At 64.5% G+C, this 25,823-nt stretch carries 18 protein-coding genes; 14 read left to right on the forward strand and 4 right to left on the reverse strand.

The features are described 5' to 3' along the window. The first annotated feature begins 75 nt into the window (after positions 1-75). The 11 genes from KF833_22275 (at position 76) to KF833_22325 (ending at position 16,763) form a co-directional block, all read left to right on the forward strand. Positions 76-1,071, forward strand: a complete 996-nt coding sequence (locus KF833_22275; GenBank protein MBX3748044.1) for an SDR family oxidoreductase — start codon at positions 76-78, stop codon at positions 1,069-1,071. Positions 1,072-1,210: 139 nt separating this feature from the next. Then, complete coding sequence (gene pilM / locus KF833_22280; protein ID MBX3748045.1) at positions 1,211-3,091, forward strand: pilus assembly protein PilM; 1,881 nt, start codon at positions 1,211-1,213, stop codon at positions 3,089-3,091. 1 nt (position 3,092) lies between these two features. Further along, a complete protein-coding gene (locus KF833_22285) occupies positions 3,093-4,349 on the forward strand; it encodes an Amuc_1100 family pilus-like protein (GenBank protein ID MBX3748046.1) in 1,257 nt (418 codons plus the stop codon). Positions 4,350-4,364: 15 nt separating this feature from the next. Next, positions 4,365-5,189: a hypothetical protein gene (locus KF833_22290; GenBank protein MBX3748047.1), complete on the forward strand. Its 825-nt coding sequence runs from the start codon at positions 4,365-4,367 to the stop codon at positions 5,187-5,189. A 43-nt stretch (positions 5,190-5,232) separates the two neighbouring features. Next, positions 5,233-7,971 (forward strand): hypothetical protein, encoded by a 2,739-nt coding sequence (locus KF833_22295; protein MBX3748048.1) that lies wholly within the window; start codon positions 5,233-5,235, stop codon positions 7,969-7,971. A gap of 81 nt (positions 7,972-8,052) precedes the next feature. After that, positions 8,053-9,978 carry a hypothetical protein gene (locus tag KF833_22300; protein ID MBX3748049.1) on the forward strand — a complete coding sequence of 642 codons (1,926 nt, stop codon included), beginning with the start codon at positions 8,053-8,055 and terminating at the stop codon, positions 9,976-9,978. 8 nt (positions 9,979-9,986) lie between these two features. Then, entirely contained in the window at positions 9,987-11,399 is a 1,413-nt protein-coding gene (locus KF833_22305) for a hypothetical protein (GenBank protein MBX3748050.1), read from the forward strand. 27 nt (positions 11,400-11,426) lie between these two features. Then, positions 11,427-14,336, forward strand: a complete 2,910-nt coding sequence (locus tag KF833_22310) for a hypothetical protein (GenBank protein ID MBX3748051.1) — start codon at positions 11,427-11,429, stop codon at positions 14,334-14,336. A gap of 95 nt (positions 14,337-14,431) precedes the next feature. Continuing rightward, positions 14,432-15,322, forward strand: coding sequence for a PIG-L family deacetylase (locus KF833_22315; protein MBX3748052.1), 891 nt, complete (start codon positions 14,432-14,434; stop codon positions 15,320-15,322). Positions 15,323-15,579: 257 nt separating this feature from the next. Then, positions 15,580-16,092 (forward strand): hypothetical protein, encoded by a 513-nt coding sequence (locus KF833_22320; GenBank protein MBX3748053.1) that lies wholly within the window; start codon positions 15,580-15,582, stop codon positions 16,090-16,092. Between the two features lie 221 nt (positions 16,093-16,313). Next, positions 16,314-16,763 carry a hypothetical protein gene (locus tag KF833_22325; protein ID MBX3748054.1) on the forward strand — a complete coding sequence of 150 codons (450 nt, stop codon included), beginning with the start codon at positions 16,314-16,316 and terminating at the stop codon, positions 16,761-16,763. 30 nt (positions 16,764-16,793) lie between these two features. Here the strand turns inward: KF833_22325 and KF833_22330 are convergent, their stop codons facing one another. The 4 genes from KF833_22330 to KF833_22345 form a co-directional block, all read right to left on the reverse strand. Then, positions 16,794-17,786 carry a DUF4097 family beta strand repeat protein gene (locus KF833_22330; protein ID MBX3748055.1) on the reverse strand — a complete coding sequence of 331 codons (993 nt, stop codon included), beginning with the start codon at positions 17,784-17,786 and terminating at the stop codon, positions 16,794-16,796. A 379-nt stretch (positions 17,787-18,165) separates the two neighbouring features. Continuing rightward, entirely contained in the window at positions 18,166-20,256 is a 2,091-nt protein-coding gene (locus tag KF833_22335; GenBank protein MBX3748056.1) for a hypothetical protein, read from the reverse strand. Between the two features lie 26 nt (positions 20,257-20,282). Next, positions 20,283-20,768, reverse strand: a complete 486-nt coding sequence (locus KF833_22340; protein MBX3748057.1) for a hypothetical protein — start codon at positions 20,766-20,768, stop codon at positions 20,283-20,285. A 76-nt stretch (positions 20,769-20,844) separates the two neighbouring features. Beyond that, a complete protein-coding gene (locus KF833_22345) occupies positions 20,845-21,888 on the reverse strand; it encodes a prepilin-type N-terminal cleavage/methylation domain-containing protein (GenBank protein MBX3748058.1) in 1,044 nt (347 codons plus the stop codon). Between the two features lie 84 nt (positions 21,889-21,972). On the opposite strand from KF833_22345, the gene KF833_22350 reads away from it, so the two are divergent. The 3 genes from KF833_22350 (at position 21,973) to KF833_22360 (ending at position 25,715) form a co-directional block, all read left to right on the forward strand. Beyond that, a complete protein-coding gene (locus tag KF833_22350; protein ID MBX3748059.1) occupies positions 21,973-23,016 on the forward strand; it encodes a hypothetical protein in 1,044 nt (347 codons plus the stop codon). 675 nt (positions 23,017-23,691) lie between these two features. Then, positions 23,692-24,834 carry an AAA family ATPase gene (locus KF833_22355; protein MBX3748060.1) on the forward strand — a complete coding sequence of 381 codons (1,143 nt, stop codon included), beginning with the start codon at positions 23,692-23,694 and terminating at the stop codon, positions 24,832-24,834. Then, positions 24,831-25,715: a hypothetical protein gene (locus KF833_22360; protein MBX3748061.1), complete on the forward strand. Its 885-nt coding sequence runs from the start codon at positions 24,831-24,833 to the stop codon at positions 25,713-25,715. The genes KF833_22355 and KF833_22360 overlap by 4 nt, the downstream gene beginning before the upstream one ends. Positions 25,716-25,823: the final 108 nt, after the last annotated feature.

Consider the following 25,823-nt stretch of genomic DNA (forward strand, 5'->3'; position numbering starts at 1 on the left):
AATCGAGGCGCACTTCATCAAGGTGCTTCCCAAGGCGACCCGGGTTCGGGCAGAGTGGACGTCCAGTCACGACGCATGGCGAAACGCGCACGCAGCCGGAGGACCCGCACCCGACCGCCGCATTCCGTGGTGACGGGGGGTGCCGGGTTCGTCGGGTCGCACTTGGTGGATGCTCTGCGAGGGGACGGGCACCGGGTGACCGTGCTGGACAATTTGGTGACCGGATCCGTGGGGAACATCGATCGATGGGCGGGGGATGAGCACTTCCGGTTTATCCGCCAGGACGTCACCGAGTATCTCTTTCTCGACGGGCCGGTGGATTACGTCTGGCACTTTGCGTCCCCGGCCAGTCCGTTGGATTACCTCGAACTGCCGATCCAGACGTTGAAGGTGGGCGGATTGGGGACGCACAAGGCGCTGGGGTTGGCCAAGGACAAGGGGGCGCGTTTTCTGCTGGCGTCCACGTCGGAGGTTTACGGGGATCCCCAGGAGCATCCGCAGAAGGAAACCTACTGGGGCCATGTGAATCCGGTGGGGCCGCGGGGTTGCTACGACGAGGCGAAGCGGTATGCGGAGGCCCTGACCATGGCCTACCACCAGGAGCACGGGCTGGAGACACGGATCGCCCGCATTTTCAACACCTACGGCCCTCGGATGCGCCTCCGGGACGGGCGGGTGGTTCCGTCGTTTATCGGACAGGCATTGGCGGGCAAGCCCTTGACGGTGCATGGCGACGGGTCGCAAACGCGCAGCTTCTGTTTCGTTTCGGATCTGGTGGAGGGATTGCAGCGGTACATGGCCTGTGAGGACCCTGCCGCGCCCCTGCCGATCAATCTCGGGAACCCGGTCGAGATGACCGTCCGGGCCTTTGCCGACGAGATCCTGCGGGCCACCGGCTCCCGCAGTCGGATTCGATTCGGACCCCTTCCCAAGGACGATCCGAAGCAGCGGCGCCCCGACATTGGGCGGGCGAAGAAACTGCTTGACTGGGAACCGCTGGTTCCTCTCGAGGAGGGGTTGCGCCGCACGGTCGATTATTTTTGTGGTCAAGAAAGGGGCGAGTCCGTATGAAGTCCGAACAGCCCGTCGGGGACCTTTTTGGTTGACCCTATGAATCGCTTTCCATTAACCAGCCGTCGCCCGCTCCCATTTGGTTCCGGCGTTCGTTCGGCGGCAGCCGCCCGCGCGTCGGCGGGGCGCATGAGGCACCATGCTTAAAGCGAAACCATTTCTGACGATCGACTTCGGCGCCGGGACGCTGAAAGTCGCCGAATTCGAGATCAACGACTCGGGCCATCTGGTGCTGCGCCAGTTCGGCTTCAAAGCGCTCGGGCTGGAGGGGTCCCAGGAGAGCGCCCGGGAACGGGTGGTGACCAAGGGGTTGCAGGATCTGTTCACCGAGCGGGGGTTCTCGGCCAGGACCGCCAATGTCTGCGCGCCCGGATTTCACGTCTTCTCGAAATTCGTCAAGCTGCCGCCGGTCGATTCGGCGAAGGTCGGGCAGATCATCCAGTACGAGGCGCAGCAGAATGTGCCCTTCCCCCTGGCGGAGGTCGTCTGGGACTACCAGATCCTCGGAGCCGCGCCCGGCGGCGAGATGGAGGTCCTCCTGGTGGCCATCAAGACGGATATCGTCGAGGGGCTCTTCCGGGTTGCCGAGTCCAGGGGGGTCCGGCTGCAGAGTGTCGATGTGTCGCCGGCCGCACTGGCCAACGCGTTTCGCTTCAATTACGCGGACCAGGACGGCTGCACCATGCTCCTCGACATCGGGGCGAAGACCAGCACGGTGCTGTTCTTCGAGAAGGACAAGATCTACGCCCGCAGCATCAGCATCGGCGCCAACTCGATCACGCAGGATTTCGCCACCGAATCGCGGGTCCGTTTCAATGAGGCGGAGCAGTTCAAGGTCGCCCACGGGTTCGTGAGCCTCGGCGGGGCCTACGAGGAACCCGAGGATCCGAAGCAGGCGGCCGTGGCCAAGGTGGCGCGGCAGGTGATGACGCGCCTGCACATCCAGGTCAACCAGACCATCCAGTTCTACCGGGGCCAGCAGGGCGGGAGTGCTCCCGCGCGGCTGGTGCTCTCGGGGGGGGCATCGATCATGCCCTACACGGCGCAGTTCTTCGGGGAAAAGCTCAACATCCCGGTCGAGTACTTCAATCCGCTCCGCAACGTCCAGGTGGCGCCCACGGTCAATGTGGATGACCTCTCCGCCGTCGCCCACAGCATGGGCGAACTCGTGGGGACCGCGCTGCGGAACCTGGCGCAGTGTCCGATCGAGCTCAATCTCCTGCCCAAGAGCTCGCTGAAGCGCCAGCAGTTCGAGCAGAAAAAACCCTATTTCCTCGCCTCGCTGTTCAGTCTGGTGGTCGTGGTGGTGGCCTTGGGCCTCTTCACCCGGAAAGTGGCTGACGACAAGGCCGTGGCCCTCGAACAGATCGCCTCGGATGTCCAGCCGCTGCAGGCCCGTGAACAGCAGTTGAGCAGCGCCATGTCCGCCCTGAAACGGGCCGAAACCGACGCCAACACCTACCGCGACTGGCTCACCGCGAAGTATCGCTGGGTGGATCTGCTGGGGGAATTGCGTCAGGCCCTCCTGAGGGCCGAAGAAAAGGCCCGTCCCCCGGGCGTCGATGTCGGGGTCTGGATCGAGTCGTTCCGAATGGGCAACGTGACACGGGGCGAGGGGGAGGAGGAGGTGGCCCAGCAGGACGAGGCGCCTGCGACCACCTTCACCATGTCCCCGGAACTCATGCGCCGATACGGCCTCCTGCCCCCCAGCACTGCGGCTGCGGATGACGGCAGTGAGGATGACGGATCCGCGCCTGCTGCGACATCCTCGACCGCCAGCCGCTCCACCAACACCAACGAGGTGTCCGAGATCAGCGTGGTCCTGCGGGCGGTGAACCTGTACCGGCTGTCCCCGACCCGAAACCTGCATATTTCCGCGGCGGTTGAGGAGGAACTCAAGGCGAGTCCCCACTTCGATGCCGCCAAAACCCGCCTCGGCAAGCAGAACACGCCGGAGGCCGGGGACCCCACCTTCACCTTCGAACTGACCTTGGGCCTGAAGGACCCCATCAAACTTTAGTATGCCGTGGATCAAGAAGAATCTGATGCTCGTCCTCGGCGGGCTGGTGGGCCTCGTCCTGCTCGGGGGCAGCGGCTTCTTTCTCTACTCCGAATCGTCGCGCGAGGCGGACATCAACGCGCAGTTGGAGGAAAAGCAGAACGAATGGGGCCGGCTCAACAACCTCAATCCCTTTCCCGAGGACCGGAACATCCAGTTGGTGCGTGAGGAGGCGGAGCGCATGGAGCAACTGGCGCTGTCCCTGCGAAGCACCCTTCACCCCCTGCCGGCACCGGAAGTCACCGACACCTTCTCGTTGCGCCTTCTGATCGAGAACACCATCTCCGAACTGCGCGGCGAGGCGGAGGCGGCGGGCGTTGAACTGCCCGACCGCTACGCGTTCACCTTCCAACGCCTGCGCGACCATGCGGGCCAGTTCGACTCCAATGCCATCCCGCGCATCGCCCAGCAGGTCGCGCATATCTCGACGCTTTGCCGGGTGCTCTTCAACGCCAAGGTTCACGCCCTCTCCACCATCCGTCGCTCGGCGGTTCTTCGCGAGGAGGGCGGCACCTCCGACTTCCTCACCAAGGGCCCTGTCACCAATAACTGGGTCATTCGTGCCCCCTACGACCTGAGCTTTCGATCCTTCAATTCCGAACTGGCCGAAGTCATCCGCGGACTCGCCGCCCTGGGACCCTGTATCGCCATCAAGACGCTCAATGTCGAGCCGACGACGATACGCCCCGCTGGCGGCATGCCCATGATGGTTCCCCCAGGAATGATGCCCGTTACACCGGGCATGGCACCACCCCAGCCCGGTGGCGGGATCGGGGGCATGGACCCGGCACTGGCCGAACGGTATGGCCTGGGACGGGGCCGGGGTGAAGGGGGCGGCATGGATGCCTCCATGCGCGACCGATATGGGATCGGTGGGGGTCGGGGACGGGGGGGCGGCATGGACCCATCGATGCGCGACCGTTACGGAATCGGAGGAGGGGGGGGAGGCGCCGGCGGCATGGACCCGGCTCTCCGTGAACGGTATGGTATCGGGCCCGGGGCTCCGGGAGCCGGCATGGCACCAGGAATGCCGCCCATGATGGCCCCTCCCGGGGGAGGACGCGGTCCGGGTGGAGCGATCGAGGAACGTCCGCTGCTGGTCATCCTTCAACTCGACTTCGTGACACCGCGTCCGGCGCCTGACACAGCCCGGCGCACGCCAGCACGCGCGGCCGCGGTCCGGATGCCGGACGGGGACGGGATGGGTACCGCTGAATAACTCAACGCCGCCCGCATGGACCAACTCAAGAAACTCGGGGCCGCGCTGTCGGCTCACTACGAAAAGCTCATCCTCAGCGTCATTCTCCTCGCTCTCTTGGGGACGGCGGCGCTGCTTCCCCTGCGCGTCTCCAGGAATCAGGAGACCATCCGCCAGGCCCTCGAGAGCGGCCTTCGCGCCAGGAAGAAGGAGGTGTCGCCCGTCGATGTCTCCAACCATGAGCGCATTCTCAGAAGGGTCCATTTGGAGCCCCAACTCAGACTCGACGGGGATCACAATCTGTTCAATCCCGTCACCTGGCGGCCGGGAAGCGACGGCACCCTCTTCAAGGTCGTGCGCGGCGATGAGGACGGACCGGGCGGGCTCTCCGCCACCGCCATCCGCCCGCTGGATTTTCTGGTCGAATTCGACGGCGTCCAACGCAGCGGGGAAAGCCTGCGATACCGGTTTCTGGTTCTGGACCAGTCGAAGGGCGGGCGTTCGGTGCGCCCACGTCAAGTGTATCTCTCCGAGGGGGTCAGTTCCAGGAACGATCCCTTTGTCCTGACCAAGGTCAATGGTCCGGCCGAGGAGCCAGCCTCCGTGGAAATACGGTTCACCGATTCCACGGAGACGGCCGTCATCACCCGGGAGAATCCCTACCGACGCGTTGCCGGATACGAGGCCGACCTTGTCCATGACAAGCTTGGAAACCGGTTCAGCAATGTGCGCGCCCGGCAACCGGGCGGGATCCGCCTCGGATCGCAGAGTTACATTGTCGTTGCCATCACTCATGACACCGTTACTGTCCAGTCCAGCACCCACAAGCGCTGGAACATCCGTCTGAAGGGGACCCCCTGAGAGGTAAGACTTTATGTTTCCGTCGCGTAACGAACCCAGCTCCATGATCCGCCCAGTTGCCGTTCCCATCATCGCTCTCCTGTTGGCCTGGGGCGCCGCGCTGCCGGTGCCGTTCCATGCCCAGGCTCAGGTCCCCTCGGCGATCGAGGAAGGAGCGCGCCGTGAGGAGGCTTACCGGTTGCTCGGACAGACCCTCGCCCAAGCCGACCGGGACGCCACCGCCGGGCGCCTGGCCGAGGCGGCCCGACGCTACGAGGATGCCTACCAGCTCGCCACCCGGGTGGGCAGTCGGGCGGACGTCGAGCGGGACCGCGCCATCGCTGGCGTCTCCAGCACACGGATGCAGCTCGCCAACGACGTCCGGAGAAGGGGCCATGTGGACGAGGCGCTCGCCCATGTCGAACGCGTGCTGCGCCTGGATCCCCTCAATCAGCAGGCCGCAGCCCTCAAGCAGGATCTCGATCGGGTGCTGGCGCAGCGACGGGGGCGCGTTCCGAGCGCGGACACCTTGGGACAGCTTCCTGAGATTCGTGAAGGCAATATCCGGGTGGCCACACTGGTCCAGGATGCCCGCGTGTTTCTCGAAGCCGGCCAACTGGCCAGGGCGGAGGAGAAGCTGGTTACTGCCCTCGAGGCGGAGCCGGGCAATGCGGCCGCCAACTACTACATGAAGCTGGTCCTCGACGAGAAGGCCCGCGTCGAGACCAGGCGGCGGGGCATCATGAACAAGTACTCTCTCCTCGAGATCGACGAGGCGTGGACCAAGCCCCTCAACCGCTCCCAACTTCCCCCTTCCAATCCATTCGCCCGTACCAACCTGGTGCACACGAGCAAGGGCCGTCAAACCATCATGTCCAAGCTCGATCGCATCCGGATGAATGACGTCAAGTTCGAGGAACTGCCCCTGAGCGAGGTGGTCCTCTATCTGAGAGAAGAGTCGAGGCTACGCGATCCGGAGGGTGAAGGCGTGAATTTCTTTATCAATCCGTACCTGGATAACACCCAGGCCGCCGGACAGTTCTTCACGGATCCCAACACCGGTCAGATCATTCAGATACAGGGTGCGGAGCAGGTCAATCTCAACGATGTCTCGGTCCGAATCTACCCGGCGCTCGATAACGTGAGGATGTCCGACGTCCTGGACGCCGTCACCAAGGCGGCCTCCAGCCCGATCAAGATCACCATCGAAGACTACGCCGTGGTCTTCATGCACAAGCGCCCCGAGGCCGCCCAACTCGTGACACGCATTTTCAGGGTCAACCCCAACACCTTCGAGTCCGGACTCCAATCGGTGGCGGGTATTCCATTCGGCGACTTCCAGACAGGCAGCGGCGGTGGCGGTGGCGGACAGGGCGGCGGCGGCGGCGGCCAGGGAGGTCAGGGGGGCAGCATTGGAGCGATCATTCCCCGGGTGTTGATCACCGATAACGTGATCCAGGGCGGGCAGGGCGGCGGCGGTGGATTCGGTGGGGGCGGGGGCGGGGGCCTGGGCGGAGCCGGCGGAGGCAGCAACGGACTGCGGGGCGTGACCGTACCCACGGCGACAGCCACCGTTCAGGAGGTGGTGCGCGAGTTCTTCGCCGCCGCTGGGGTCAACCTCCTGCCTCCCAACTCGGTCTTCTTCAACGACCGCCTCGGGATGTTGATGGTCAGGGCCACCATTGAGGAGATCGAGATCGTCGAACAGGCGATCGAGGTGCTCAACGCGGCGCCTCCGATGATCCAGATTGAGGCGCGCTTTGCCGAAGTGGGTCAGGACGATCTCAAGGCCCTTGGGTTTGACTGGATCGTCGGGAATACCCTCTTCGGAAACAACCGGCTGGGCATCCAGCCTGGCACGGCTCCCTCCTATGTCGGCGAGCCTTCGGCCGCCAATCCCAGCGGCAATTTCCCCGGGCCTGCGGATTCCTTCGGTCTCCCCGGGCCAGGCAACGTCCCTGCCTCGTCCACCGACGGCGTTCTCACAGGCGGCTTGCGCAACACCGTCGGTGGGGAGGGCGCCACGGTTCCCACCCTGGGCACCATCACCGGCCTGCTCACCGATCCCCAGTTTCGTGTCGCGATTCGGGCCCTCGAGCAGCGCGGGGCCATCGAGGTCATGGCCGCGCCCCGGGTGACCACCCTCAGCGGAAGACAGGCCCAGGTGGTCATCAACGACCTGCGTACCATCGTCACCGGGGTGGACCTGAACCAGACAGCCAGCGGAGGGGGCGTCGGGGCCGGCGGCGGATTGGGGACAGGGGTGGCTCAGGCCGGTGGCGGGGTGGCCCCAACCGTCAACTACATCAGTCAGGTCACTCCCTTCGGTCCGGTGCTCGATGTCATCCCGTATGTGGCCGCAGACGGGTACACCATCGAGATGAGCATCATTCCGACCTTCAGCGAATTTCTCGGGTACGATGATCCAGGCTTGTTCGTGCCCCAGGCCCAGAGCGTCGCCGGCAACACGATCGGCCTGCCGATCCAGGCGCAGCTTCCGCTGCCGCGCCTGCGCATGCGCCAGGTGGTGACCACCGCCATTGTGTGGGACGGCCAGACGGTGGTCCTGGGCGGGCTCATCTCGGAGGACATTCGGAAGATCAGGGACAAGGTCCCCTTCCTGGGCGACATCCCCTGGCTGGGACGGCTCTTCCGCACGGAGTCCACCTCGGCCTCCAAGCGGAATCTGGTCATCTTCATCACTCCGACCATCATCGATCCGGCCGGCAACCCGATTCACACTCCGGACAACCTGCCCTACGACCCGAACATCATTCCGCTGCAGGCCCGCGGACGGGAGTGAGGCGACGATCATGACGGCACTCTCGATTGCGTTTGTGAGACCGGTGTGGAAACCTGCCCGAAACTCGGCGGAATCCCTGGCATGAAAGCTCGAATCCGTATCGTGGTCGCCCTGCTGGCCGGCGTGAGTGGTGGCCTTCTGGCTGGCGCCTCCACGCTGGGAGGCGGCCCCGTCGTCCGGCAGGGGGGGGAATTCCTGTTGACCCCCCAGGCCCCAGGCGACCAGGTCCTTCCCCACCTTGCATTAGGTTCCACAGGGGGATGGCTGGTCTGGCAGGATGCTGCCACCGACGGTCAAGGGCTTGGCATTTCGGCATTGGCCGTCAACGAAACGCTTTCACCCCAGGGTGGACGCTTCAGGATCAACGAGATCGCCACGGGGGATCAGGAGCATGCACGCGTGGCTCTCCTGCCCGGGGGGGGGGCCGTGTTCGTCTGGCAGGGAGCTCCGCGGGAGGGGTTTCCGAGCGTTTATGCCCGCATCCTTGGACCCTCGGGAACCTTCGTCACGGGAGACATCCGTATCCCATCCGGGGCCGGTGAACACCAGGTGGAACCTTCCGTCGCCGTGCTCACAGGAGGGGTTGTGGTCATCACCTGGGCGAGCTTTCGGCAGGACAGCGCCAACTACGATGTCTTCGGAAGACTGATTTCGGCGTCTGGAACCCTCCTGGGGGAGGAATTCCGGGTGAATCAACAGATTGGAATGGGGCGTCGTGCTCCGACCGTCGCTTCGTCGGCCGAGGGCGGATTTCTTGTCGCCTGGGTGGGCGAGCGCCTGGTCGGTGAGCGCGACTTCCGGGACGACTCCGGACGCCGCGTGATCGGCGGGGGAGCCCCCGTCTTCGAGATCGCACTTTACACCCGGGCCTTCTCATCGAGCGCGCAACCGCTGACCGGGGACCAGCGTATCGCGGGAACGGATGCGCCGGCAGCGCATCCGACCCTTGTGGCCATTCCCGGCGGGCCCCACCTTCTTGCCTGGACCAAACGGAATCCCACCTCCCGGGAAAATGGTTACGACATCGCGGCTCTACGGCTTGGCGCAACCGGGCAACCCCTCGGGTCCGAGTTCCTCGTCAACCAGCATGTGTTTGGAGATCAATACCGTCCGCGCCTCGCTGCCGGCAGCTCCGGTGCTTTGGCGGTCTGGAGCAGCATGGGTCAGGACGGATCGTGGGAAGGCGTTTATGGCCGGTGGGTGGACGGCACATCGGGTCCGTCGGCGGATGAGTTTCTGGTCAACAGCACCACCGGCGGAGGCCAGATCTTCCCGGCCGTCGCCGGGGATGGACGTGGGCGATTTCTGACCGCCTGGTCGAGCAATCTGCCGGGGAGCGGAATGGATTTGTTTGGGCAACGGCTGGTCATCGAGGAGAAGCTCGCGCCTCCCGGGGTTCCGCTGGTCTCCGGCCTGACCTCGTCGAGTGTCATGATTTCCTGGCCTCCGGTGCCAGGGATCGAGGTTGCATCCTACCGGGTGTATGCGGCAGGCGGCGGGCTACTTGCCGAAGTGGACGCAAACTACTGGGTTTACGAGGCTCTCGCTCCCGGGAGCGTCATTTCCGTCGAAATCGCCTATGTGCTGGCCAGCGGCGAAGCCTCTCCCCGTTCCGCAGCCGCTCAGGGTCGCACATGGGGGGCGGATCGAAACTTCGACGGTCTGCCGGATGACTGGCAGGAACTCTATTGGCCCGGTGCCGAAAGGTATCCCGGACCTCACGAGGACAGCGACGGTGACGGCGCCACGAACCTTGAGGAATGGCTGGCGGGAACGGATCCCACGGATCCCACAAGCCGTCTGACAGTCCGGGTTCAACCCACTCCCCTGGGGCTGCGGGTGGAATGGACGACTCGTCCCGGCTTCCTCTACCAGTTGCAGTCGTCCTCGGATGGCCGGGTGTGGACTGCGCAGGGCGGACCCCGCTTTGCGGCGGACACCGTGGATGGAATCACTCTGATGGCGAGCGAAGAGGTCTCGCTGTATCGCGTCCTTCGAGTCAGGTAGCACCGCCTATGTTGCGAATCCTATTGAGTGTGTGCGTCGGAATGGGGCTGCTGGCCGGCATTCAGCGGGCCGAGGCCTTCTCACTCTTCGGCGAGGTGCCGGCCTGGTACACCGATCAGACCGGACGGGATGGCGATCCCGACATTTACGGGCCGATGAATCTGGGCGAGGAGCATCGTTGGGTGGTCCCGCAGATCCATTACGCCTTCGATGAGTCCTTCCTCAACTATTTCGGACAGGACGGCGTCAATGCGGTCGAAGGGGCCATCGCCATCCTCAATGCGCTGCCACCCATGTCGGAGATCAACATCGATGACTACCCGCTGTTCACCATGCGGGTCAACTACCGGGCGCGGGATCTGGGGATGATGGATCTGAGGGCCATGGCCCTCAAGATCCTGTTGGAGCAGGTGGGATTGGCGCCTCCGCAACGCTTCGTTTACACCTTGAGAGCCCGCTGGACGCCGCCGGAGCAGACCAACTATCTCTCGATCATGCGGAATTTCGATCCGGTCACCTTCGAACCTACGCCCTACATCAACGGGCAATTGTGGACCTATCTTGGGATCTACGAGAACCAGGACGGGGTCGTGGTCAAGGCTTCCACCATTCCTGAGCCGGTGGACCCGCTGATCCTGGCAGAACCGGTGGCCTCTTCGACTGCCCTTTTTGCCTATAGTGTCTTCGGATTCGGCAGCTACTTCACCGGGTTGACGCGCGACGATGTCGGGGGCCTTCGGTACATCTATCGTCCCGAGAACCAGAATGTGGAGACGCTGCCCCCGGATGCCACCGGGGCGGCGGGTGCGTTCCTGGGGGGTGGCGGTGGCGCCTGGACACCGATTTCGCCCCCCTCCACCAACATCGTCGATCCGGGAGATGGAACGGGCGGGGCGCTTCCGGGAGTGCCATTTTATCCTCAGGGGCTTCGCCCCGGAATCAATCGACTCCAGTTCGTTCGTCCTGGGCTGGGTGTGGTCTATCAACCCAACGCCTATGCCGTGACCAATCAGTTTGTGGAGACCGTCCGCGTTGTCATCACCAACGGGGTGGAACGGACGATCAGTCAACGCGTGACGCGGGTACTGACAGCGCCGGACATCCTGTTTTCGGCGGAGGATCTGGCGGGTGACGCCGGCGCGAATCCGTTTCTGGCACGTACCGCGATGGCGACGAGCAATGATGCCATCAACGGCTCGGCTGCGTTGAGCGGACCCGGGCAGTATGAGGGGCCGGGTGGAATCACCTTCAATAAGGTTGGGGCGGTTTTCGTGAACCAGCAGCCCAACTTTCTATACCAGCCAGGGACTCATTCGGACTTTGTGTGGGGTTCGTTCGATGGAAGCACGAACGCGCCCATCGCCTACCCGACGGGAACGTCGATTCGGGCCATCGAAAACCGCGTGTTTGGCGGACGCTGATTTGGATCTGAACCGGGAGTGCATACTGTGCGAAGTACCTTCAATCAATTCCTGGCAACGGTTGCGCTGGTCGGTCTCGGCGGGCTGGCACCCTGGGCGGCGCCCAGCCCCCTGTACGAGAACACCGGGGTGACCAGCGCTCCGATGATCGATGCGGTGACCTTCCTGAATCGCGGAGTGTTTCAGGTCTCAGCCAACGATGTTCCGTACGAAACCCAGAATACGCTCCACTACACCAATTTCTCCGGGGCGATCATCCAGGGAGGCGGCGGGTTCCGCTTCGATCTGATGCCTGAAACTGGATTCAGGACCCGTGCCGCCAGCTTCCACAATGACGGAACGGTGGCCATGAACTCCGGATTCGGGGGCACCTTCTTTGCAGGGTTTGGGTTTGGAGGTTTCTATAATAATTCCTGGATACTCATCGACGCGACGAATGTGGTGAATCGTGGCGGATTGACGGTCGGGGCCGAAGGATTGATGAAGATCCAGGGGGAGAATGTGCGGCTGGCGCGCAGCGGCATGCGGGCGGGCGAGGATCCCAATGCCCCGATTTCTCCCGGGTTCACCTTCGATGGGGCGTTGCAGTACTCGAACGACAACGGGGTTCAGGACATCCACGGTGGCGCCGGGGTGAACAACGTCCTCGATCCTGCCGGGACCAATCCATTCAATCTGGCGCTGCTGACGGGACCCAACGCCAGTTCGGGGTCCCATCAGGTCATGGTTCCGAACCTGACCACCAACAATGCGTTCGTCAGTGCGCCGCATCCGTTCGCCCGGACCAACACAGTGAGTCCGACCAACTGGGTGGTGCAGACGATCTTCGTGGACACCAACAGCTTCGATCCGCAGTTGAAGGTGGACGTGGGCTGGGGTCCTCCCCGAACGGGCGATGTGCCCGGCAGTTTGATGGCCATGGTCCAGTTCACCTTCGAGGATGTGGACACCATCACCGGAGAGCCCGTCACGAACTTCGTTTATGTGCTGGATAATCTGGGCTCCCTGACCAACGCGGTCCTGTACACCAACACCATCTCGTCGCCTGCCGCCACGTACCAAAGGCCAAACAGCCTTCTGGTTTCGAGGATCACACCTCCGGAATGGGCAGGGCGCGTCGGGACCAACGTGACCTTTGCGCCAACCCTCCTCGTGAACCCGGAGTACGCATCGCCGCTGGTGACCAACGTCTATGCGGGCTATTCGGCGCGCATTGGCACGCCGGCGCGTGTGCTCACAGGAGGGGGAGGGTTCGGGGGATTTTTCGGATTGATTCCCGAATTGAGCAACCCGACCAACCTTCCCGGCCGCATCGAGATCGAGGCAACCAATCTGGATGTGCAACTGGCCCGTTTCCGGAGCGAGGGACTGATGTCGGTGAAAGCTGCCAACCTGTCCCCGCGCCCGCCCTATTTTGTCGATGCGCCGCTGGTTCAATACGATGTGGGAAGTACGGAGGGTCCTCTGGTTGTCTCCAATCTGGTGGCCACGACCGTGCGCCGTTTCACGGGAACGGTGAGCTGCTGGAGTTCGGCCTGGACCAATCTCCTCTTCGTTCCGGGACCGGATCCTGCGGATCCGACGCTTCAGGTCACCAATACGGTGGAGATCCGGTTCCACACGTTGATCGTGTCCCGCAATTTCCAGACCATCGTTCCCGTCCAGACGCATCGGTTCACCGGTCGTGGCGAGGAGGTCCGCATTTTCGACAATATGGCGGTGGGCGAGGAACTCCTGATCGAGGCGCCCAAAGTCGAGATCAGGGGCAACGTCAGCACCTCGGATGCCCCTGATTTTCCGATTCTTGAGGAGTTGATCCACATGGGCGGATTGAGTTCGGCGGACCGAATCTTTCTCGGAACGGCAGAACGACCGGTGAATGTGATATCGAACTCCGGAAGCATGTCGGCGCCGACCATTGAGATTCGCGCGGACGCTTTGGAGAGTTCGGGCAGCATCACTTCCACACGGGGCGACCTGGCACTCTTCACCCGGGACCTCAAACTGGAGGCAGGAGAGCTGGAGACCGCGGCGAGCCTTCGGATCTTGGCCGACGACTTCAAGGCGCAGATGTCGGTGATTGAGACGGGTACAGGAGGGTTCGGGACACTGGTTCTGGATGTGGCCAGCCGGCTGACGGACGGAGGGATCATGGCCTCGAACCAATGGTTCGTGAACGATGGCTTTCAATTGGTGCGGCGGCCGGTCGAAGGGGATCTTTCGGGAACGGCCATCCGGTCCTTCCTGAACCGGTTCCGCCAGGCCCAGCACGTTTGGGCCGGAGAAGACCGGGGAGTTTCCACGGCTGGATTCCGGGACAACGGGGCGCTTGGACAGCTCACCCTGGATGGCACTCCCTTCACGCTGTTCAGCTTCAGCGGGCCCGAGTCGCAAGGGACGTATGCGCTGTATGTGGATTACCTCGAGCTGGCCAACAGCGCCGCGGACGTGGAGATGGCCCTGGAAGTGGCGCCGAACTTCACTCTGTACTTTGCGGACTCCAACCTGCCCGCCGAAGAACTGGACGGTGCGTTGGACGGTCGCATCCGTTGGGTTCCCGACCAGGTGGGTGATTTCAGCGCCACTTCCGTGACGCTGGCTTCCGGTGACGTGGTGCGGGTCAACCGGGCGGCCCTTGCCTCCGGGCGTATCACACTGGGTGAACAGGGTGGGAATGGAGGTGCCGGTCATGGGGACGAAATGCGGGTGCGGGTACGCCTTCTGACAGGTGCAGAGCCGCAGGCCGAGATTTCGTGGACGGGGCTTCCCGGGAAGCGCTATCGCGTCGAGTACAGTTCCGCTGTGGAGGGAGACGACTGGCAAACGCTGACTGTCTGCGATCCGGTGGCGGGTGATAGCCCGACTGCGGTGACGGTCTGCGACACGGTGGTGCAGTCGGATCAGCCCCGGTTCTATCGGGTGGTTGTGCAGGAGTAAATGGAGGTCTGGCGCAGGCCTCCGTTCCGTTCGGGCATGCCCTGCTCCCATTCGTGGAGGCAGGGCCTGTGCGCAGGGGGAGATCGACTCACGGAATGAAGCTGCTGTTCGTCCACGCCCACTTCGATGACTTCGAGTTCACCGCGGCGGGGACGTTCGAGCTATGGCGGAGGGCTCATCCGACGGTGGCGCGGCGCATCCTGATTAGCACGGATGGCGCGGCCGGGCATCACGCGATGAGCCGGGAGGCCACTGCCGCGAGGCGGTGGGCTGAGCAGCAGAAGGCCGGGGCGCTTGGGGGATTCGAGGTGCGCCTGCTGCGGGACGGGTCGGGAAGTCCGTTCCGGGAAGGCTGCCTGGCGCAGTCTGCGGGATTGCTGCCGGCCCTTTGGAAAGAGATCCGGGAGTTCGAGCCGGACTATCTCTTCTGTCCCCCGATTCCGGTCGATCCGCTGGCCGGGGTCCATGTGGATCATCTGGATGTTGCAGAGGCGGTGCGGGCCGTCGCCTACCTTGTGAATGTGCCCCATGCCTACCTCCCCGAGTACCCGGAAGAAGGAGAAGGGACGGCGCGTGCGGTTCGGACTCCAGTGATTCTCAACACCTTCGACGGGTACCTGGCGGCCGGGCACCGGCACGATCTGGCGGTGGATGTCGGGGCGGTGACCGACCTGATGGGGGACCTGGCCTGGTGCCACGAATCGCAATTGCAGGAATGGCTGCCCTGGGTGGACCGGCATCACATGAAGGCCTCGCCCGATGCGATGGCCTGGCGTGAACAGTATCGCGGGGTGATTTCGAGGCGCACGCGGGCGTTGGGACTGCCTGCCGGGCGGCTGTATGAGGTGTTTCAGGTGACGGCCTGGGGTGCGCTCCCGACGCTGGAGGGATTGACGCGGGATTTTCCGGGATTGGACCGCGATGCATCCCGGTTGGAGGCACTGGGGGAACGACTGGATCGATGGCACGAGGCCACCGGGGCTTAACCGTAGCCATGCAATGAGGCAGGGCGCGCTGTCTTGGGCGAACTCCAAAAGGCTGAGATGCGCCCATTTCGCCAGGCGTCGCTTCGGAGGGCCGAGTTCCACGAGGCCGCAAGGGTGTGGAGCGTTGGGTTGAGGACTCGCGGAGCTCGTCCCTCCGATCCGCTGCCTGCTCACCCACGACTCCCGGATGCACCGGTCCTCTGGCGCTGAATGCGTTGGGGGTTTTCTTTCGGGCCGGGTTGGCATAAGGGAGAGGCGTGCGTGTCCCAGATTTGGCCGACTGGATCCGGTATCTGCGTCAGGAGATCCAGGCGGGTCTTCAAGTTCCAGGGGGTCGAGGCGCCGGCTCTCAAGTGACGCTCGAACTTGCTGTGACGGCCGAGGTCGATCCGGAGGGGCGTCCCGTGGTTCGGCCGGTGACCGACTGGGGAGGGAATGGAGCGGGAGGGACCTCGACGCATCGGGTGACGGTACAGTTCGACCTGGGTCCGGCTGGGGACAGGGCGGCGGTGGCGGGTTCGCTGAAGGGGGCGGCAAGTGGCACGTCGGCGGAGGAACCGACCCGCGGAGGGGATCGGGCGACGCTGCGAAGACGGTTGGAACTGATCCTTGGGGGCCCGCCCGGGTTTACGACGGGGGCCAAGGCGGAGATCCTTGCGGATCTGTTGCGGGAGTTCGGGCGGGGAACGCTGCTTGAGGAGATACAGAGGGAATGGGTCCGGCACTTCGATATCGGGGCGGAATCGAGTTCGGGAGTCTCCCCGGGTTAGAGCCGTGCATCCCGAAGTTGTGGAGTGGGGTGCGAACTTCGCGAAGCGTCGCCTCGGAGGGCTGGGTTCCACGAGGCCACAACGGTGTGGAGCGTTGGGTTGAGGACTCGCGGAGCTCGTCCCTCCGATCCGCTGTCTCCTCATCCAAGACTCCGGGATGCCCCGGGTTAAAGGCGAGGCTGGCTGGACGCTGGCTGGATGCCGGGTAAGGTCCCGCTCCTATGAGAAGCGTCCTTGCGTGGCTGCTGTTGGTGGCGATGGTCGGATCGGCGGGATGCGCGAGTTTTCGCAGGGAGGCGCGGGCCGCGCGGGCGCCCGGATTCGAGGCAAAGGGTGTCGAGGGTTACTGGGTCGGGCGCTGGCAGGACGAGGCGCGTCCCGGGCATGGAGGGGCGCTGGAGTGTGTACTGACGCCGGTGGGGGACCATCTCTACCGGGCGGCGTTTCGGAGTCGGTGGTGGAAGGTGTTCACGTCGAGCCACGACACGTTTCTGGTCCTCACTCCGGTGCGGCCGGGCGAGTACCTGGTTCAGGGGGGGCAGGATTTGTGGCTGTTCGGCGGCTACTCGGTCAACGGGCGGGTGGATGGCACGCGGTTCCGCGCGGTGTACACGGTGGCGGGGCGGACTGGGGTGATGGAAATGGAACGGTCGGGTCAAAGCGATCCGTGAACCCGGGATGGCCGGGGCCGACGACGTCGATCAGGGGCGTTGCACCCGGATGCTGCCTCCGCTGGTCCGCAGCGTGAGGAGCGGGCCGCCGCCGCCAATGGGTCCGCGCAGGGCATTGCGCTGGACGGTGCCCGAGACGGTGACGGGAAAGTCGCATTGGACCGATCCGGCGCTGGTCGCGGCATCGAGTTCGAGGGCGGCATCGTTGGGCAGGGTGACGTTGATGCTGCCGCCCGAGGTGCGCAGGGAGACATCGGCACGGGGAGCGGTGGAGAAGCGGGCACGAATCGAGCCGCCACTGGTGCTGGCCTGAAGGGGCGCGGACGCTGCCTCGATGTCCAGACCGCCCCCGGACGTGTGGGCTTCGGCAGGAACATTGATTCCGGCGAGGCGAATGGACCCTCCGGAGGTGCGGGTCTTGAGGCGGGTGCCGGAGATCTGCTCGATTTGAATGCCGCCTCCGGACGTGCCCAGTTCGATGTCGCCTTCGAGGCGGGTGGCACGGATGGACCCGCCGGAGGTCCGGCCGACGACGGTGCCTCGAACATCCTCGAGGTGAAGGGAGCCCCCGGCGGTGCGAATCGACACCTCACCAGCGAGTTGCGTCACCCGGATGCTGCCGCCGGCCGTCTTGGCGTCGATATGGAAGGAGCGGGGGACCCGGATGCGGAAGGCGACATTGAGCTGGGGACGTCGCCAGCCCCAGAGGCTGGTGTCGGGTCCCTCCGACTTGATGCGGAGGGTGCCGTCGCTTTCGGAGAAGTGGACCTGGTGTTGATCGAGCAGGGCGGCGGCACGGGCGAGGGTTCCACGGGACACGCGCCGTTCGACCTCGATGTGGACTTCGGCGGCGTCGGTGCCTTCGATGGAGATGCTGCCGCGGTCGGCGTCGAGGATGAGACGGCCGCCGGGATTGGCGGGGAACGTGCGTTGGAGGGTGTCGGCCTGCGGATCGGCGGCGCGGCTGGGCAGGACGAGGAAGGAGGCCAGGGCAAGCATCGGGAGCGACGTGTGGAAGCGCATGGAACGGATGACACGGTGGATGGGGGCCGGGTTGCAAAGGACATCGCGGTTTCCGCGCGATGGGTGAGGGGCCAGGGCGAGGATTCCAAGGACGTAAATTGCATGCATATGCACAAAATTCTCGCCGTGATATATGACGTAAACTCCGTGCATATGCACGAATTTGTGGTCGATTTGCAGGAGGAATGAGGCCGAGATGCGACCCGAAGGCGACGGAAATTCCGTGCATATGCACGGAATTCTTGTCGTTAAATTGGACGTAAACATCGTGCATGTGCACGAAGTTTGCATCGTTGGGTGGGCAGGTTGGGAGCGTTGCGGGTCGCGGTGAGGGGGTGGGGTGAGGCGGTGGGGTGAGGGGCGGATGGAGCGCCGGGGGTCAGCGGGTGAGGCGGTAGAAGGCGGCTGCGGCGGTGGGATCGACGGGGTGGGAGTTGCCGGTGGCGCCGGGGACGGGCTGCCAGGCTGGGGCGGTCAGGGACGGGGTGGATTGCAGGGTCCAACCGTCGGGTGCGGACCAGGACAGGACGAGTTCATTGCCCTGGCGCGAGAGTGCAAGCACGGGAGGTTCGCCGCCCTGGTCAGGGTCGATGGAGTAGAGGCCGAGGTCATCGATGCCGAAATACCAGGAATCGGTGCCGGCATGGACGAAGCGGAATCGGACGGCGGGCTGGTTGTCGGCGGCGGGGAGGCGGAAGAGTTCGATGCGTTTGGATTCGACGGGATTGTCGTCGATGCGGGCCTCGATGTGGGGTGCGAGGGCCGGTGTGAGGGGAGCGGCGATGAAGGCCCCGTAGTAGCCGCCGACCTCGACGCCGAAGTCGTCCACGTAGCGGGCGATGTCGGAGCGTTCGGTCAGGAAGGTGGCATCCACGTCGATGCGGGTGATCCCTGTGGCCTCGTCGGTGACGCGCACGATGTCGGAGCCGTCGAGCCAGTAGGCGATGGGCAGCCAGGAGGCGCCGCGGTCCACGGAGTATTCGATGGCGGCGAGGCTGTCCTGGTTTTGTTCCCAGAGGCTCTTGAAGGCGAGGTGGACGTGGGATCGGCCGGACAGGTCGAAGTCGGGGGTGAAGAGGGTGAGCACCTGGGAACCGGCGCCGTTCTGGTAGCCTGAGTTGCCGAAGAGGAAGCGGCCGGAGGCGAGGGGTTGATCATACACGGCACCGTTGAGGACGTTGAGGGGGTTGACCGAGAGGACGCGGCGGTAGTCGGTGGAGAGGGCTTCGGGATTGCCGTAGGTGGCGAGGGGTTCGAGGAACCGGTCGGCATTGACGACGGTCCACCGGGCATAGGCGAGGGAGCCGAGGTCACCGAAGTCGAAGGTGTCGTTGAGCGGCATGGTGTGGCTTTGATCGGTCCAGCCGGCCGGGAGAGAACCCTCGGCGACGGTGTCGAAGTCTTCGAAGTAGAGGGGAGCGGGCAGGACGATGTTGCGATAGGCCGCGATGGTGATGGTGGATTCGGCGCGCAGGGGGTTAGTGGGGGTGGCGTCGTCGGAGGCGGCGAGGATCCAGGTGTGGGTGGAACCGGGCGCGGGGAGGGTGTCGGCGCGGTAGGTCACGGTGAGGAGTTCCCCATCCGGGGTGACGGTGGCGGGAACGGTGACGCCATTGAGTTGGAGGGTGACGGAGGCCGGGACGATGCGGGAGATGCCGTTGGTAATGGAGGCGGCGAAGGAAAGGAGCGGGGGCAGGCCGGACGAGCCGTTGGCGGGCTGGAGGCTGAGCAGGCGCGGCGTGGAGGGCGGGGGCGCCGCGACCACGGAGAACGGTGCCGAGGCGAGGATCTCGTAGGAGTCGTTGTAGAGGAAATGGGCGACGTATTCGCCGGGCGAGGTCAGTCCGGTTGGAAAGTCGAGGGTGCCGTCGGTGAGGCCCTCGGTGGCGGTTCGTGTTCCCCCGACATAGAACCACAGGGTGGCCGGGGTGCCGGGCCCGGGGGTCTGGCCTTCGCGGTAGAGTCCCACCCAGTCGGTCGGGGTTCCCCAGCCGTTGAGGAAGGAGATTTCGATGGGTTCGCCGACGCCGTAGGTGCGGCGTGAGGAACGGACGAGAGTGGTGGCGGGGTCCACGACAGAGAGGGTGTGGTGGGCGAGTTCGGTATAGCCGTCGTTGAGGAGGAGGAAGACGGTCCAGTCGCCGGCGAGGGAGAGTCCGTTCGGGAAGGTGATGGAGCCTTCATGGAGCCCGAGATGGCCGCCGCCGCTGCCGGTGCCATCGACGTAGCGCCAGAGGGTGGAGGGGACGGAGCCGGGGACGACCTCGATGGGGTACACGCCGATCCAGTCCTTGGGATTGCCGGGCCCGTCGGCGAAGGCGACAACGATATCCTCGCCGGCGAGGTAGGTGTCGTATTGGGGAAGGACGGACGGGGTGGCGGCCGGGGCGTGGAGGGTGGCGGCGAGGGCGCAGGCGAGGGCCGTCAGGGCGGTGAACGTGCGGCGGTGGGAGGGGTCGATGGAATTCATGTTGGGGAATGGCGTCGGGGATGAGTTCACGGGGTGCAGACTACGGGGGTGCGGCCGTCGGGGCCGGGTTTGGCCCACTCCTGGACGATGATTTCACCCTTGGGGGAGGCGATGGGGTGCCAATCGGTGTCGGAGAGGCGGCGCACGAGGCGGTGGGTTTGGGCTTCGAGGCGGCCCATGGACAGGGCCTCGCCGGCGGCCTGGGCTTGTCCGGTGCGGCGTTTGAGTTCGGGAGTGAAGGTTTCGAGGTAGGCGACCTCCCAGGAGCGGCGGTCCTCGGGGCGTCCCGTGCGGGAGATCACCAGGGCGCGGAAGCCATCCTCTACAGGGCCGTCCACGCCGCGGATGGGGGGTGCGGCGTCGCGGGGGCCGATGAAGATGCGTTGGGCACTGAGGTCGTAGAAGAAGCCTTTTTCAGCGGGGTCGGATTGGGCGCGCCAGGCGCGCAGCGAGACGATGGCGGCGGCAGCGAGGAGGGCGACAACGAGGGCGGGGCGGATGACGCGGCGCATGACCGGGGACCTGGGGGGCGATGGGAGCGAGGCGGGAGCGAGGCGGGTGCGAGGCGGGTGCGAGGCGGGTGCGAGGTTAATGGGGATCGGCCTTGGCGGACCACCAGCAGGCCGAGGTGTCGCAAGGGATGCGGGCGGGGTCGAGGAGGCCGGCGCTGCCGTCGGCACGGACGTAGTTGGACTTGCGGTTGTGGCGGACGGCGCCTTTGTCGCCCTGGGCGAGGCGATTGAAGCCGGGACTGTTGGCATTGCCGACCTCCTTCCAGATCCACCAGCGATCCTGTGGCCAGACGCCGAAGACGTCACTGTGACCGTCGCCGAAGAACAGGAGTTGGGAGGGGGATTCGATGGATGCGGTACGGCAGAGGTTGTTTTCGTAACCGGCGGGGCGGCCAAAGGGTGGCGGGGCGCCGCCGAAGGTCCAGTGGACGTTGACGGCGCCGATTCCGCTGGGGATGTCCATTTCGCCCGGGAGGAATTGTCCGAGGAGCCAGGGACTGGGGGGGCGGGATTTGGAGGGGCGGGCGTTGGCGTACACATCCTCCTTTTCGGCCGGGCAATCGTAGAGGCGGGCGACTCGACCGACGTAGGGGAACAGGTAGGCGCGCCAGGTGGACTCGCCGCCGCCCTGGGGAAGGAGCCCCTGGATGGGGGGCAGCCATTCGTCCGCGTCGGCCGCGTAGATGTGGGTGGCGAGGCCGAGTTGTTTGAGATTATTGAGGCAATTGATCTGGATGGCCCGGCCCTTGGCCTGGCCGAGGGCGGGGAGGAGCATGGAGGCGAGGATCGCGATGATCGCGATCACAACGAGGAGTTCAATGAGGGTGAACCCGCAGGTGGGCGGCGGGGACTGGCGCGGGCGTGGGAGGCTTGCCACGGCTCCATTGTAAAGCCGGGTTCGAGGCCGGTCGTCAATGGCGACGGGGTGACGACGGGGTGAATCGGAGGGTGGGGGGGCGGCCGGGGCGGGACGCTTCACCTCACCGGGGGCTTCGCGGGATCGTTTCCTGGAGTTCCGTCCTTCCTTCGAAGGGCGGAATCCGTACGATTCATACGACTGAAGTATGCAATTCAGATCTCTTCTTGACCCGCTCCGGGTGAGCTGGTGACATCCGCCCATCAGCCGTGGATCCGCAGGGACGGGATACCGTATTCCGTGCGAGTCACCGGTGCTCTCACCTAATCACGTTTGGGGAAGGCTTACATGAGACCCTTGTTGCTGGCGGGAACGATCGGGACCCTGATGGCAGTGCTGCCTGGCTGGGCGCAGGTGACGGTGCAGGATCCGGGGAATGTTGTGGGGAGCGGGGACGGGGCGTGGTCGTATCTGATCCTCGAGGCGGAGGATTTCCACACCAAGTCCAATGAGAATCCGGAGGCGGGGTTCATCCGGGTGGACGACAGCGGGTCGATGACCAGTTTCCGGGGCGACCCGATCCTGGGCCCGAACACGACGGCCTCGAAGAAGGCGGCGTTGTACACGCTGACGGGGTTTGGAGAGCACAGCGACAAGGTGACGTACACGGTGCAGTTCGTGCATCCGGGGACCTACTACCTCTACATGCGGTTCACGATGTATGAGAACGGGGGCAACGAGGTGCATTACCTGAACGAGGATTCGTTCTTCGTGCCGCCGGATTTCAACGCGGATCCGCAGACGGACTGGCCGCTGCCGCGCGGGGGGTATGCGGAAGGGTGTTGTGGGATCTCGGGATTTCTGTGGATCAACGAAGGGGACCTGGGGCGGGTGGATCACTCGATGGGGGACGAGGAGGGGGCGGCGTTCTGGGAGGGGAACTTCCACTGGAACGAGCTGCGATCGAGCCAGTTCAACAACCCGGAGACGACGGGGGAGCCGAATGTTCATTTTGCGTACGAGGTGACGGCGGAGCGTGTGGGGCAGCCGCTGGAGTTCACGATCTCGTACCGGGAGGGCGGGGTGACGATCGATCTGCTGCTGTTCAGCACGAATCCGGAACTCATGACGGAATACAGCCAGGAGGAGCTGGATGCGATCCTGCTGGGAGCGGGAGGGTCGGCGCCCAGTCTCGCAATCCGGCGGGAGGGCGACTCCGTCGTTCTGTCCTGGCCGGCTTCCGCGGAAGGGTTTGTGCTGGAGTCCACACCCTCGCTGTCGCCGGCGACCTGGACCGCCGTGTCGGAGACCCCGACGTCCGCGGGCGGGCAATCGTCGGTCACCATCGGTGCCGGCAGCGGGACGCGTTACTTCCGGTTGCGGCGACCGTGAGTTTCCGCCTTCGCTCGTGGCCCTCACGGCGACGTTCCCGACCCTCCTTTCGTTCGAAGGCATCGGGCAGGTCGTGCCGCAGGAAGGGCGGCAGATCCGGACATGGGTGGCAGACCCAGTGCGGCCCCTCATGTACGGACTGAACGTCGTCGAGAACGCGAGGTCCTCCCTCCTGGCCCTTCAAGCCCGCCATGCCCGACTCTTCCGCGCCAGGCTGTCGGGCGTCCCGGGCGGTTCCGGCGTCCATGAATGGTTGGACCCCGGGGTGTGCCCCACCGGTTATACCGGCTCATGGGAGAGTAGCGTCGCCGCTCGATGTCCAGGAAACGGCCCGCTGCCTTTCCCGCTCCCGCGGATCGGACTGCCCGCCGCCGGCCGACATCCGGGCGGAACAGGAGCCTGAGAATGGGCCCCGCCAGAGCCATCGTCATCGAGACCCATGACGGGCGCGACGAAGACATGGAAAGCGGGGGGTGAACCCATCATCATCGCGGGCGGAGAACGATGGGTCTCAGCACGCGCATGTATATCGACGACATTGAAATCGAGAACTTCCGGACCTTCCGGAAGAGCCGGATCGCGTTCTGCCACCCGGACCAGAGATATCGAGACGCCGTCAAGCCGGAGCCAACGTCCGGGCGCGACCTGGATTTTCCCAAGCCGATGCTGCCCAACGTGAATCTGCTGCTCGGCAACAACGGGCTTGGGAAGACGACCTTGCTCAAAGCCATTGCCCTGGCGGCGCTCGGCCCGGCGGTGCGGAGTTCGGGAATCTATGCAAACCGGCTGGTGCGACGCGAACCGGGCAGCGGGACTGGCAAGGGAGGGAAGCTGGCCGAATCTGCGCCGGAGGCGACCATCGGTGCGCACTTCACGCCGCATGAACAGGATGGTCCGCATGGGCACAAGGCCATGGAGAGCCGGGTGAGCGTCATCCGCAGAGGCGACCTGGAGGAGTTTCAGTGGTCCCATCCCGAAGAGGAAGGGCGATGGAGTCCGATCTACAGCCGGGAATCGTGGGCCTTTTTCTTTGTGGGGTATGGCGCGACCAGGCGTGTCGAACGCAAGGAACAGGTGGATTTCGGTGCGCGCCGGGCGAACTCCTTCGTGCGGGCGCAGCGCGTGCAGAGTCTCTTTGAGGAAGCCTACTCGCTGCTTCCGTTGACGAGCTGGCTGCCTCAGCTTCGGCACACCAATCCGGGCCGTTACAAACAGGTTGTCGGTCTGATCAGCAGGTTGATGGGTAAGGGTCACTTTCGGTTTGCCGGCGAGATGGAGGAAGGGGAATACGTCTTCGATCGGGGCGGACTGAAAGTCCCGTTCCCGGCTCTGTCGGATGGCTACCGGGCGTTCCTCGGGTGGATTGGCGACTTGCTTTATCACGTATGCGCCACCGCCCCGAGCGGCAAGATGCTGCGGGAGAACAAGGGGATCGTCATGGTGGACGAGATCGACCTGCACCTGCATCCCAAGTGGCAGATGACGGTGCTTGGGACATTGGCCAGGGAACTTCCCAACCTTCAGTTCATCGTCACGTCGCACAGTCCGCTGATCGTCGGTTCGCTGGAGTGGATGAACATCATCGCGATGACGCCCGGCTTGAAGCAGTCCAGCACGGCGAGGCGGATCGAGTGGGCGGTTCACGGCCTGGATGCGGACCAGGTATTGCTGACCGAATTCTTTGGGATGGAGTCAACCCGCGCTCCTGGAAAAAGGCGGACGCTCAAGGAACTCAGCTTGAAGGCGCGCGAAGGCGACACCCGTGCCGCCAAGAGAATTCTCGAGGAGATGAGCAAGGGCATGGAGGACCTTGCATGATCCGCTACAAGGTCACAAGGGCCCGGTTGGAGCAGATGGTCGAGGCCGAGTCACCAGGCTGGCTCGCACGCGCCGCGGCCAGGACCGACCAGTTCCGGCGGCAGGGTTATTACAGGGAAGAAAGCTCCATCTGGAGCGAGGTGAAGCCTGTTTACATGCGGCTGCAGGGCATGGGCAAGTGCGCCTATTGCGAGCGCGAAATGGAATCGCCCGAGCTTGGAAGGGTCGAACAGGACGTCGAACACTTCAGGCCCAAGGGAAACGTCAAGGCATGGAAGGCGCCCGTGAAACTCAAGGGCATGGGCATCCCTTTCACGCCCGCTCCTGTTCGGAAAAAGGGGTATCATCTCTTACCCTATCACCTGTTCAACTATTCGGCGGCGTGCAAGCCATGCAACTCGACGTTGAAGAAGGACTACTTTCCCATTGCCGGGGTTTACGATCTGGATGCGGACGACCCGGCCGCAATGGGCGCAGAAAAACCCTACCTGATCTTCCCCATCGGGAGCCTGGATGCGGACCCGGAAACGCTGATCACGTTTCACGGCGCATCGCCGCAAGCCGTCGCGCAGACCGGTCATGCCCGGCATCGCGCCCTGGTGACCATCGCCTTCTTCATGCTGGACGAGGCGGAGCAGCGAAAGGGTCTCTACCGCGACCGGGCGATCGTCATCATGGGTCTGTTTCCGCTGCTGCGACAGACGACGACGGGAACGGCGGCGGAGAAGGCGAAGGCGAAGGCAACGGTGGAAGGGTTCCTGAACCCGAAACTGCGTCATCTCAACTGCGCCCGAAGTTTCAGAGCGCTCTTTGAAACGGATCCCGTCGAGGCCGAGAGCATTTACAGCGGTGCAGTAGGACTGATGGCGACGATGTCGTAGCCTGAATGGCCTCAAGGCGGCGGGGGCGCAGCCGAGCTCGTCACTCGGGGAACCAGCCGCGGAGGAACTGGGTGAGCGTGCCGTCGTAGAAGGCTTCGGCGAGGTGTT

Source organism: Verrucomicrobiia bacterium, assembly GCA_019634625.1.
Classification (GTDB): domain Bacteria; phylum Verrucomicrobiota; class Verrucomicrobiia; order Limisphaerales; family CAIMTB01; genus CAIMTB01.